This window comes from Acidobacteriota bacterium (assembly GCA_020845575.1).
Classification (GTDB): Bacteria; Acidobacteriota; Vicinamibacteria; order Vicinamibacterales; family Vicinamibacteraceae; genus Luteitalea.
In genome coordinates this window covers 114039-126458 of the sequence record JADLFL010000072.1, presented here as the reverse complement: position 1 = coordinate 126458, position 12420 = coordinate 114039, and the positions used below count along the sequence as shown (strand labels likewise).

Annotated in this window: 6 protein-coding genes; 3 read left to right on the top strand and 3 right to left on the bottom strand. The window is 68.3% G+C overall.

Annotation, left to right across the window (positions count from 1 at the left end; genetic code table 11):
• Nucleotides 1-26: 26 nt before the first annotated feature.
• Nucleotides 27-1613: an NAD(P)/FAD-dependent oxidoreductase gene (locus IT182_18705; protein ID MCC6165380.1), complete on the bottom strand. Its 1587-nt coding sequence runs from the start codon at nt 1611-1613 to the stop codon at nt 27-29.
• Between the two features lie 249 nt (nt 1614-1862).
• Between IT182_18705 and gltB the strand changes: the two genes are divergently transcribed.
• Together gltB and IT182_18695 are read left to right on the top strand one after the other, a co-directional pair.
• The gene (gene gltB / locus IT182_18700) at nt 1863-6488 is read left to right on the top strand and encodes a glutamate synthase large subunit (GenBank protein ID MCC6165379.1); all 4626 of its coding nucleotides are present in this window, start codon (nt 1863-1865) and stop codon (nt 6486-6488) included.
• A complete protein-coding gene (locus IT182_18695; protein ID MCC6165378.1) occupies nt 6488-7912 on the top strand; it encodes a glutamate synthase subunit beta in 1425 nt (474 codons plus the stop codon). Before gltB ends, IT182_18695 begins: the two co-directional genes overlap by 1 nt.
• Here the strand turns inward: IT182_18695 and IT182_18690 are convergent.
• Nucleotides 7909-8973: a response regulator gene (locus tag IT182_18690; protein ID MCC6165377.1), complete on the bottom strand. Its 1065-nt coding sequence runs from the start codon at nt 8971-8973 to the stop codon at nt 7909-7911. The genes IT182_18695 and IT182_18690 overlap by 4 nt on opposite strands.
• 35 nt (nt 8974-9008) lie before the next feature.
• Complete coding sequence (locus tag IT182_18685; protein MCC6165376.1) at nt 9009-11330, bottom strand: DUF2339 domain-containing protein; 2322 nt, start codon at nt 11328-11330, stop codon at nt 9009-9011.
• A gap of 75 nt (nt 11331-11405) precedes the next feature.
• On the opposite strand from IT182_18685, the gene IT182_18680 reads away from it, so the two are divergent.
• Nucleotides 11406-12419, top strand: coding sequence for a dihydrodipicolinate reductase (locus tag IT182_18680; GenBank protein ID MCC6165375.1), 1014 nt, complete (start codon nt 11406-11408; stop codon nt 12417-12419).
• Nucleotide 12420 lies beyond the last annotated feature (1 nt).

Below are 12420 nucleotides of genomic sequence, written 5' to 3'. Positions count from 1 at the left end.
AACATTGTAATGCCGAGGGCATTGCCCTATACAGCCACCGTCGTTCTCGGAAGCTGGAAGATGTTGGCGTGCTCGAAGCCGCCGGCGTTGGCGTCGATACGCGTGCCCGCAGCCATCTGACGAATCACGTCCGCGTAGCGTTCCAGTTCGACGAAGTTGTCCTGCAGCCGCTGCGTGAGCGCGGCATCGTCCAGCTCGTCATCGAGCTGCCCCTGCAGCCGCTTCAGGTACGGCATGTCGAGCAGCGACATCTGCGCGTAGCCGTAGCTGGCCGTGTCGGTCTCGCTCCATGTCCGCAGCGTGTGCTGCATGCGCGCGTGCAGGTAGAAGAAGCGCGTGAGCAGCCCCTCGAGCTGGCGCATGCAGGCCACGTCGCGGTACTTGCGGCGGAAGTAGAGCGGCGCGGAGATCGCCCAGTAGCACGCGTTGTCCCACGCCACCTTCACCGTCATCGCCTGCGCGTGGCCCATCATCGGGTACTGGCCGTCGTACAGCTTGTGGAAGGCCTGGAACAGCAGCAGGTACATCCGGTTGAGGAACGTCGCGGCCTCGGCGACGTCGTCGCCCCGCCTGTCGCGCGCGATGAGCTCGGCGGCGATGTCGTTCGAGATGGAGATGAAGTCGGAGCCCGGCGAGTAGAAGGGATCGGTGAAGACGCCGGCTTCGCCGATGAGCGCCCAGCGATCGGCGGAGCACACCTGTGCGCACGAGTGCGCGAAGTGCTGCAGGCCGAGGAAGTCGTCGAGTTCGCCGCGGTGCGCCTCGAGCACCTCGGCGCATTGCGGTTCGTGCGTGTGCAGCCACTGCATCGCGCGATCGAACCTGTTCATCGTCGCGTACGGGTGCAGCGCCTCGTCGGCCACGATACCGATGCTGTGACTGCCCGAGGCGAGGGGGATGAGCCACGTCCAGTAGCCCTTGCCCATCAGGTGCACCGTGCTCATCCAGCGCTCGCGCGCCGGCATCCAGCCCTGCCACGCGGCGCTCGACGACCAGTCGTCGATGCTGATGCGGCTGCCCATCCGGAACCACACCGAGTTGGCGTTGTGTGACGCGGGACGCGCGAGTCCGAGCTTGCGCTTCAGGAGGCCGGCGCGGCCGGTGCCGTCGACGATCCAGCGGCCGCTGAACGCGTGCGTCCGCCCGTCGACGTCGACCTCCACGCGGTGGTGCGGGTTGCCGAACTCGACCGACGAGACCTTGCAGCCGTCGAGGACGTCGACGCCCAGGCGGCGGTCGTCCTCGAGCAGGAAGTTCTCGAAGCGGCCGCGATCGAGCTGGAACGACGGTACGCGCGGGAAGGTCTTCGGGCCGAGCTCGACGCGCGTGGCGACATCCCGGTTCTCGCCCTCCGTGAAGAAGTAGCGCAGGCCCAGCTTGTACATCTGCCGGTCGCGGAGATGCTCGTCCAGGCCGAGGACTTTCGAGAAGTAGTGCGCCCCGACTTCGACGCTCGACTCGCCGACCTTGTGCGCGGCTTCGGGGACGGGATGCTTCTTCCGCTCCGCGACGAGGATGGTGATGTCCGGGTGCTCCTGACGGAGCTGGCGCGCGAGACAGAGACCGGCGAGTCCTCCGCCGGCGATGATGACGTCGTAGGTCGAACGGAGCATCGGAAATCCTTCGCGCCGGCCCACGGGCGCCGAGATATGAGGACTGCGTCCTGCCACGCGGATGGTACCGCAACGCCGGAAACGGCCACCGGTGCCCGGCTTCACCGCATTTCATCCATGCGTCAGACGCATGCTACGAGGCAATGGCATACACTTCCTGCACGCTTCACCAGCGGGCATCCACGAGGGGTGTCCCTACGCCGGACGGGAAGGTGTGCCCGTCCGGACTCCGGTGAGCGGGGTGCCCCAATGGACAACACGCAGTTGGCCCTGAAGCCGCAACGCGGCCTGTACGACCCGTCTTTCGAGCACGACGCCTGCGGCGTCGGTTTCCTCGCCCAGTTGCGCGGAACGCCCTCGCACGACCTGGTCGACAGGGCCCTCCGCGCGCTCGAGCGGATGGAGCACCGCGGCGCAACGGGCGCCGAGCACAACACCGGCGACGGCGCTGGCATCCTCATCCAGATCCCGCACGCCCTGTTCGCGCGCGAGTGTGCCGCCGGAGCGATCGTCTCGCCAGACGAGGGCACGCCGCTGGCGATGCTGCCGCCGGCCGGGCAGTACGCCATCGGTCTCGTGTTCCTGTCGCCGGATCCGCAGGCCGCCGCGCTCGCCAGACTGATCTTCGCGATGGTGGCTCGCCAGGAGGGACAGGTGCTCCTCGGCTGGCGGCGTGTGCCCACCGACAACAGGACGCTCGGCAACACCGCGCGCTCTGTCGAGCCGGTGATGGACCACGTGTTCCTGGCCCCCGGCCCAGACACCCCCGACCCTGCCACGTTCGAACGCAAGCTGTACGTCATCAGGAAGCGCTTCCAGACGACGATCCGCACGAGCGGGATCGACGATACGAAGTACTTCCACGTGCCGAGCCTGTCGACGCGCACGCTCACCTACAAGGGGATGCTCACGCCGCCGCAGGTGCGCGAGTACTTCCCCGATCTCTCCGACCCGCTCACCACGAGCGCGCTGGCGCTGTTCCACTCGCGCTTCAGCACCAACACGTTCCCGAGCTGGGAACTCGCGCACCCGTACCACATGGTGGCGCACAACGGCGAGATCAACACGCTGCGCGGCAACATCAACTGGATGCGCGCGCGCGAGGCGCGCCTCGCCTCGCCGCTCTTCGGCGACGACCTCCCGAAGATCCTCCCCATCGTCCGCGAGGGGCTGAGCGACTCGGCCTGCCTCGACAGCGTGCTCGAACTGCTCGTGCAGGGCGGCCGCTCGTTGCCGCACGCGGTGATGATGCTGGTGCCCGAAGCGTGGGAGCACCACGACACGATGAGCGCGGAGAAGAAGGCGTTCTACGCGTATCACTCCTGTCTCGTCGAGCCATGGGACGGTCCCGCCTGCGTGACGTTCACCGACGGCGTGCAGATCGGCGCGGTGCTCGATCGCAACGGCCTGCGACCGGCGCGGTACTGGGTGACCGACGACGACTACGTGATCCTCGCGTCGGAGGTGGGCGTGCTCGACGTGCCGTCGGCGCGGGTGATCGAGAAGGGGCGCCTGCACCCGGGCAAGATGTTCCTCGTCGATCTCGCCGAGGGCCGCATCGTCTCGGACGAGGAGATCAAGCAGCGCATCGCCACGGAGAAGCCCTATCAGGAGTGGGTGAGCCAGCACCTCACCCCGCTCGAGGCGCTGCAGCCGGCAGACACGCCCGCGCCGCAGACGGGCGAGGCGCTACGCACCTTGCAGCACGCCTTCGGCTACACCCAGGAGGACCTGAAGATCCTCATGGCGCCGATGGCGACCAAGGGCGAGGAAGGCCTCGGCTCGATGGGCAACGACGCGGCGCTCGCGGTGCTGAGCCACAAGTCGCGCCCGCTGCCCGACTACTTCCAGCAGCTCTTCGCGCAGGTCACCAATCCGCCGCTCGACGCGATCCGCGAGAAGCTCGTGACGTCGGTCGGCACGGCCATCGGGCCTGAACGCAACCTGCTCGATCCGCAGCCCGAGAGCTGCCGGATGATCCTCTGCGACAGCCCGTTCCTCGACAATTCGCAGATGGCGCGCTTCAAGGCGCTGCAGCGGTACGACCGTGCCGGCCGCCTGCTGCCCACCTCGCGCGACGATCAGCCGTTCTACGTCACCGTGCTGGACATGGTGTTCCCCGTGGCCGACGGGCCAGGAGGCATGGAGCCTGCGCTCAAGGCGATGTTCGCGAAGGCAGACACGGCCATCGCCGGCGGCGCCAAGGTGCTGGTGCTGTCGGACCGCGCCGTCACCGCGAAGAAGTGCCCCATCCCGGCGCTGCTCGCGGTCGCGGGCCTGCAGAACCATCTCGTGCGCGAGCGCACGCGCACGCACGTCACGCTCATCGTCGAGACCGCGGACGCGCGTGAGGTCCACCACTACGCCACGTTGATCGGCTACGGTGCGAGCGCCATCAACCCGTGGCTCGCGCTCGAATCGCTGCCGCAGTTGAAGGAGATGGGCCTCGTCGAGCCGACGGTGGACGACGCCGCGCTCCGGAGCAAGTACCTGAAGGCGGTGGAGAAGGGCGTGGTCAAGGTGATGTCCAAGATGGGCATCAGCACGGTGGCCAGCTATCGCGGGGCACAGATCTTCGAGGCCGTGGGGCTGTCCAAGGACCTGGTCGCACGCTACTTCACCAACACGCCCTCGCGCATCGGCGGCATCGGCATCACCGAGGTCGCCGAGGAGGCGCTGCGCAATCACGCGCGCGCCTACGCACCGGCGCCGCAGGTGGACCGCGAGCTGGTGCCCGGCGGGCAGTACCAGTGGCGTCGCGATGGCGAACTGCACCTCTTCAACCCGGAGACGGTGTTCAAGCTGCAGCACGCCACGCGCACGAAGCGGTACGACATCTTCCGCGAGTACACGAGAGCCGTCGACGACCAGACGCGCGAGCAGGCGACGTTGCGCGGCCTGTTCACGTTGCGTACGGGCACACGGCCCGCTGTGCCGATCGACGAGGTCGAGCCTGTCGAGTCGATCGTCAAGCGCTTCGCCAGCGGTGCGATGAGCTTCGGCTCGATCAGCGCCGAAGCGCACGAGACGCTCGCGATCGCGATGAACCGCCTTGGCGGCCGGAGCAACAGCGGCGAAGGCGGCGAGGACCCGCGGCGTTTCACGCCGGATGCCAACGGCGACTTCCGGCGCAGCGCCATCAAGCAGGTCGCGTCCGGTCGCTTCGGCGTCACGAGCCACTACCTGGTCAACGCCGACGAATTGCAGATCAAGATGGCGCAGGGCGCCAAGCCCGGCGAGGGCGGTCAACTGCCCGGCAACAAGGTGTACCCGTGGGTCGCCAAGGTGCGGCACTCCACGCCGGGCGTGGGGCTCATCAGCCCGCCGCCGCACCACGACATCTACTCGATCGAAGACCTCGCGCAGCTGATCTACGACCTGCGCAACGCCAACCCGCGCGCGCGCATCAGCGTGAAGCTGGTGTCGGAGGTCGGCGTCGGCACGGTGGCGGCCGGGGTGGCCAAGGCCAAGAGCGACGTGGTGCTCATCAGCGGTCACGACGGCGGCACGGGCGCCAGTCCGCTGACCTCGCTCAAGCACGCGGGCGTCCCGTGGGAACTCGGTCTGGCCGAGACGCAGCAGACGCTCGTCGGCAACAGGTTGCGCGATCGCGTGACCGTGCAGGTGGACGGCCAGTTGAAGACAGGTCGCGACGTGGTCATCGGCGCGCTGCTCGGTGCCGAGGAGTTCGGCTTCTCGACCGCACCGCTCGTGGTGATGGGCTGCGTGATGATGCGCGTCTGTCATCTCGACACGTGTCCCGTCGGCATCGCCACGCAGAACCCGGCGCTGCGCGCGAAGTTCACCGGGCAGGCCGATCACGTCGTCAACTTCTTCCACTTCATCGCGCAGGAAGTGCGCGAGACGATGGCGCAGCTCGGCTTCCGCACGCTCCAGGAGATGATCGGTCGCGCCGACCTGATCGACGTGCGTCCCGCCGTGGATCACTGGAAGGCGCGTGGCCTCGACTTCTCGCGCATCCTCGACACGTCGCACGTGTCGGCCGTCGAGGGCGCGCCTGCGCCCGTCCTGCACCGCACGGTGCCGCAGGACGTGGACCTGGCGTCGGTGCTCGACGCGCAGCTCATCGCGCTCGCGGAGCCCGCGCTGGACCGGCGCGAGAAGGTGACGGCGGCGCTGCCGATCCGCAACGTCGATCGGTCGGTGGGCACGATGCTCGGCAGCGAAGTGAGCCGGCGATACGGCGGTCAGGGCCTCGCGCACGACACCATCGACCTGTCGTTCACCGGATCCGCGGGGCAGAGCTTCGGTGCGTTCCTGCCCGCCGGCATCACGCTCCGTCTCGAGGGCGACGCCAACGACTACGTCGGCAAGGGATTGTCGGGCGGGCGCGTGATCGTGCGTCCGCCTCACGACGCGCCGTTCAAGGCTGAGCGCAACGTGATTGCCGGCAACGTCGCGCTCTACGGTGCCACGAGCGGTGAGGCGTTCATCAGGGGTGTCGTCGGCGAGCGTTTCGCGGTCCGCAACAGCGGCGCCGTGGCGGTGGTCGAGGGTGTCGGCGATCACGGCTGCGAGTACATGACCGGTGGCCGCGTGGCGGTGCTCGGGCGCACGGGCCGCAACTTCGCCGCCGGCATGAGCGGCGGCGTGGCCTACGTGCTCGACGAGGACGGCGACTTCGCGCAACGCTGCAACAAGGAGATGGTGCTGCTCGAAGGGCTCGACGAGGACGACGAGCGTTACGTGTACGAGTTGCTGGAGCGCCATCGCGCCGTCACCGACAGCACGCTGGCCGATCGGCTGCTCGCCGACTGGCCGGAGACGATCGCGCGGTTCGTGCGCGTGATGCCGATCGAGTACAAGAAGGCGCTCGAGGCACAGCGCGCCGAACTGCAGGGAGTGGCGGTCTGATGGGCAAGGCGACAGGGTTTCTCGAGCTCACGCGACAAACGCCGACGCGGCGTCCTGTCGAGGAACGCGTCCACGACTGGCAGGAGGTCTATCAGCCGTTCCCCGTCGAGTCGCTGCGCGGCCAGGCGAGTCGCTGCATGGACTGCGGCATCCCGTTCTGTCATCAGGGGTGTCCGCTCGGCAACCTGATTCCCGACTGGAACGATCTCGTCTACCGCGAGCGGTGGCGCGAGGCTGCCGCCCGCCTGCACGCGACCAACAACTTTCCCGAGTTCACGGGGCGGCTCTGTCCGGCGCCGTGCGAAGCCGCCTGCGTACTCGGCATCAACGACCTGCCCGTGACGATCAAGCAGGTCGAAGTCACGATTGTCGACCGCGCGTTCTCGGAAGGCTGGGTGACCGCCGAACCCGCATCGGTCCGCACGGGCAGGAAGGTAGCCGTTGTCGGGTCCGGTCCGGCGGGTCTTGCCGCGGCGCAGCAACTCGCGCGTCAGGGGCACGACGTCGTCCTCTTCGAGCGGGCCGATCGCATCGGCGGACTGCTGCGGTACGGCATTCCAGACTTCAAGATGGACAAGGCGCTGCTCGATCGCCGTCTCGCGCAGATGGCCGCCGAGGGCGTTGAGTTCAGGACGAGCGTCGATGTGGGCGGTTCGCTCACGGGCGCGCAGCTGCGACAGGACTTCGACGCCGTGTGTCTGGCCGTTGGTGCGACGCAGCCGCGCGCGCTCACCGTGCCTGGTGCCGACCTGCGCGGCGTGCACCGCGCGATGACGTACCTGGAGCAGCAGAACCGCGTGGTGGCCGGCGACGAGGTCGTCCACGACGCGACGCTCGACGCGCGCGGCAAGCGCGTGATCATCCTCGGCGGTGGCGATACCGGTGCCGACTGCCTCGGGACCGCGCACCGTCAGGGCGCGGCAAGCGTGCGCCAGTTCGAGATCGCCCCGCGTCCACCCGACAGCCGCAGCCCCGCCGATCCGTGGCCGCAGTGGCCGAACATCTACCGCGTGTCGGCGGCGCACGAGGAAGGCGGCGATCGCGAGTACGCGATCATGACGACGCACCTCGAAGGCGAGGACGGCGTGCTGAAGCGCCTGCACGGCGTGCGCGTCGAGATGGTCCGCAAGGAGAACGGCCAGCTCGCGTTCGAGCCCGTGCCAGGGACCGAGTTCAGCGAGGACGTCGATCTGATCTTCCTCGCGATGGGATTCACCGGACCGGAGCGCCTGCCGCTGTTCGATCAGCTCGGCGTCGAGTGCGACGCCGCGGGACGCGTGAAGGCCGACCCGCACACGCGCCAGACGACGGCCCCGGGCGTCTTCGTTGCCGGCGACGCGCGCCGGGGCGCGTCACTGATCGTGTGGGCGATTGCCGAAGGGCGTCAGGCCGCCGAGCAGGTCGGGAAGTACCTCGACAGCTAGTCGTCCCCCTGCAATCCGTCGAGCGTGAGCTCGCCGCGCTCGACGATGCGGAGCAGGGCGTTGACGACGTCGGGATCGAACTGTCGCCCTCTCAGTCGTTTCAGTTCGTCGAGGGCTTCCGAGAGCGGCCACGACCGCTTGTACGGACGTGCGTGCGTCAGCGCGTCGAACACGTCAGCCACCGTCACGATACGGCTGACGAGCGGAATGGCTTCGCCGTGCAGGCCTTCGAGGTAGCCCGAGCCGTCCCATTGCTCGTGATGCGTGAGCGCGATCTGCTCGGCCATCTGCAGCAGCGGGTGCGTGCTGCCTGACAGCAGGCGCGCACCGATTCGCGTGTGCGTCTTCATCTCCCCGAACTCATCGTCACTGAGGCCGCCGCCTTTCAGGAGGATGCTGTCGGGGATCGCGATCTTGCCGAGGTCGTGGAGCGGCGCCGCGCGTCGCAGCAACTGGACCTCGTCTTTCGCCATGCCGAGCTCGCGTGCCAGCGCCGCCGAGAGCCGGCCCACGCGCTCGGTGTGCTGCATCGTGTCGTCGTCGCGGAAGTCGGCCGCGCGCGAGAGGCGGTGCAGGATCTCGAGCTGGGCTTGTTCGAGTTCCTCCGTGCGCTCGCGGACGCGGACTTCGAGCGTCTCGTTCTGCGCCTGCAGCGCGAGATACAGGTAGCGGGCTTCGAGCAGGTTCCTGATGCGGAGGACGATCTCGGTGGCGTCGAACGGCTTGTTGACGAAGTCCTTGGCGCCCATGGAGAGCGCGCGCTTCTTGAGGTGCGAGTCGGCGTCTGCCGTGATGAAGACGATCGGCAGGTAGCCGTCAGGCGGGAGCAGCGGTGCGAGTTGATCGAGTACCGCGAAGCCGTCGAGCGCCGGCATGTGCAGGTCGAGCAGGATCACGTCGGGCCTGAGTTCCTCGACGAGCGGCCGCGCCTGTTGGGGATCCGTTGTCGTGAAGACGTGTTCGAAGCCCGCACGGCGCAGCAGCCGTTCGATGATGTTGACGTTCTGCGCCTGGTCGTCGACCGCGAGGATGCGTGCCTCCGGCCACGAGAACTCCGACATGTGTGCGTCGATACTGACCCGTCGGCCAGGAGGTGTCAAACGTCTGGCGTTCTCGTCATCCGCTGATACAGGTACGACGCCGAGACGAGGAGCACGCCAACGCCAAGCACGCTGAGCATCTGGTACACGCGATCGAGTTCCGCGACGTCCCTGGTCATCACCTTGACGATGGTGAGACCGAACAGCGCGATGGCGAGATAGCGCGCCGGCGCGTAGCCGCTGCGGAAGCCGGCAGCCACCAGACCCACGGCATACAGGGCCCACGCCACCGACAGCGCCACCTGCTGACCGAGCTCGGCGCGTGCTGCGCCCGCCGGCAGATCGGCCGTACTTGCCGCGAGCGCGCGCTCGGCGAACACGTGGATGATCTCGGCCGAGACCCACGCGATGGCCAGCATGTTCGCGACGACGATCAGCGTGTGCCGCGCCCACGGTCCGCCGAAGAGCGTGGGGATGTCCCTGGCGCGTGCGGCCAGCCATGCCATCGCGCCGACGACCACGACCGTGGCGAGCGTGCGGGTGTTGACGATCGGCCACGTGCCCACGGGCATCGACGCGCCGAGCGCTTCGAGCAGGCGAAGCGCACTCAGCCCGAGCAGTGCCAGCGCGCCGCCTTCCAGCCATCGATTCCCCGAGCGCAATGCGGCGTAGCCGACGGCCACGCCCTCGAGTGCCCAACCAATCGCCACGACGGGACCATCGAACCACTCGCTGATGGCCACCGCGCCGGTCGTCGCCCCCAGCGCGACGAACTGCCACGCGAGGATCGGCATGCGCGCGCGGACCACCGACGCCACGCCGAGGTTCCATCCCGCGACGGCGGCCAGCATCGGCGCGTTCCACCACGCCGCGTGGTCGTCGAGAAACGCATACAACGCGACGGGCAGGAAGACACCCGTGACGTGTGTGTGGACGAACTCGGCGACAGGGACCGGCAGCGCGGGGTCATCGTCGCTGAGGTCGCGCCACTGTCCGGCCAGGTGCAGCAGGTACAGCGCGATCGCGGCCACCAACGCCGCGGTGTACCACCGTGGCGCGATGAGGCTGCCCATCCAGTCGATGAACGGGATGGCGACGAGCGCGAGCAGGATGGTGCGCGCCCACCGCCAGCCGGCGTGATAGGACACCGACAGTCCGGCCACCGTGGCAACGAGCAGGTAGACCAGGAAGATGCCCTGCGAGCGTCCGATGAGCCACAGGGCGGCGGCGTGGTACAGCAGCGGCGCCGTGAGCAGCACCCACGACGCGGGGACGGCGAGCGCCGACGCCCCGCGCCGACGGCGCAACGCGACGACCATGCCGGCCAGCAGCACGAGGTGGATGGTGATGAGCAGGAGCGTGCGAAGCCCGGCGTCGGCTCGATAGTGCGCGGCAGCCCATGCGATCGACAGCAGCACGGAACATCCATAGGCCAGGACCGCGACGCCGGCCCACGCGTATCGCACCACCATCGCCAGCGCACCCGCAAGGAGCAGCGCGCCGTAGAGGAAGAGCACGATCTGCCGGTCTTGGCCTCCTCCGACGAGCGCCGGCGTGACGAAGCCGCCGACGAGCGCCAGCGCACCGAGCACCTCCACGCGATGGCGATCGGCCAGCCACAGGCCGAGCAGGGTGACGGCGACCATCGCGGTGAACGCCGTCGATGGCCCGATCAGGTCGTAGGCGTGCAGCGCCGCGTAGATCGCCACGTACAGCACGACGAGTCCGCCGCCGCTGAGCGTGTGTCCGAAGAAGCGGAGTCCGCGCTGCACGAAGCGCTGGCCGGCGCCGATGAGGGCGCCTCCGGCGGCGAGACCGATCGCCACGCGTAAGGGTTCGCTCACCCAGCCGTTGTCGAATGCGAACTTGATGAAGTACGAGACGCCGAGGATCAGCGACCCGATGCCGGCATAGAGGAGCCAGCGCGCCCCGATGCGTTCTTCGAGGCCGTCCATGGGGCGGCCTGCCGCGACAGCCGCCGGCGCATCGACTCCTTCGGCCTCGACAACGGCGGCGTACTCGGGGATGGAATCGGCAGTGTGGTTGACGACGGAGTCGGTGGCGGAGTCGGCGATGGGAGGCACTGCTGCCTCCGCCATGGCATCGTCGGCCACGGCGGGGGTAGGTAGGGTCGGCCCTCCCGGCCCGACCGCGGTAGTCGAGACGGGTTCCGGCGCGATGTCGGCCGGCGAGGGAGGGGCAGCCGTCGTCGTGCCCGCGCGCAGCGCGGCGACCTCCGCCCGCAGGACCTGCACCTCACGGGCCAGCGCGTCTGCGTCGCGCAGCGCCCGCGTGGATCGCAGGAACGACAGGATCGGCAGCACGAAGGCCACCGCGAGGGAGGCGCCCAGGAAGACGAGTCCGATGAGCAGTTCCACGATTGTCCGCGAGTATAATCTGCGGGTTCCGCGCATCGGGAATCACCGATGCCGCCCTCAGGAGTCTTCCCGGTCATGGCCATTCGTATCCTGCATGTGGGGCTCGGTCCCATCGGCGTTGGTGTAGTTCGCATGTGCGCGGCCCGGAAGGGCCTCAGGATCGTCGGGGCCGTCGATCTCGATCCGGCGAAGATCGGCAAGGACGTGGGAGAGGTGGCTGGTCTCGACCGCAGGATCGGCGTCAAGGTGGACGGGAAGCTGAGTGCCGCGGTCAGGGCGGGCAAGCCCGACGTGGTGGTGCTCTGCACGAGCTCGTCGCTCGCGAAGGTCGCCGATCAGATCGCCGACGTGGCGGCCTGCGGGCTGCCCATCGTGTCGACCACCGAGGAGCTCGCGTATCCGTGGTTCTCGAACACGCGCCTCGCGAAGAAGATCGACGCGATCGCGCGCAAGGCAAAGGTGGCGGTGCTCGGCACGGGCGTCAATCCCGGTTTCACGATGGATGCACTGCCGATCACGCTCACCGGCGTGTGCGAGCGCGTTGACGCGATTCGCGTCGAGCGCATCCAGGACGCGTCGATTCGCCGGTTGCCCTTCCAGCAGAAGATTGGTGCCGGGCTCACGCCGGAACAGTTCGCCGAGAAGGTGAAGGGCGGCTCGGTGCGTCATGTGGGGCTCACCGAGTCGGTGGCGATGATCGCCGACGCAATGGGCTGGAAGCTGGAGACCATCACCGACGTGATCGGCCCGAAGATCGCCACCAAGACGACGTCGAGTCAGTTTCTGACGGTGAAGAAGGGGCAGGTCGCCGGCATCGTGCAGACGGGCACGGGCTACGACAAGGACGGACAGGCGCGCATCACGCTGCACATGGAGGCGTACCTTGGTGCGCCGAAGTCCTACGACGCGACGATCGTGAAGGGCGTGCCCGACCTGACGATGCGCATCGACGGCGGCGTCCATGGCGACATCGCGACAGCGGCGATCACCGTCAATTCGATCCCGAAGGTGCTCACCGCCCCCGCCGGCCTGCAGACGATGCGGAGCATGGTGATCCCGTCGTACTTCGGCGGCAAGTCGAAGCGCTAGA

Bases quoted from the DNA above. Each gene is read 5' to 3' on its own strand.
- IT182_18705 (MCC6165380.1), bottom strand. From the start codon at position 1,613: ATGCTCCGTTCGACCTACGACGTCATCATCGCCGGCGGAGGACTCGCC.
- IT182_18680 (MCC6165375.1), top strand. From the start codon at position 11,406: ATGGCCATTCGTATCCTGCATGTGGGGCTCGGTCCCATCGGCGTTGGT.
- IT182_18695 (MCC6165378.1), top strand. From the start codon at position 6,488: ATGGGCAAGGCGACAGGGTTTCTCGAGCTCACGCGACAAACGCCGACG.
- gltB (MCC6165379.1), top strand. From the start codon at position 1,863: ATGGACAACACGCAGTTGGCCCTGAAGCCGCAACGCGGCCTGTACGAC.
- IT182_18690 (MCC6165377.1), bottom strand. From the start codon at position 8,973: ATGTCGGAGTTCTCGTGGCCGGAGGCACGCATCCTCGCGGTCGACGAC.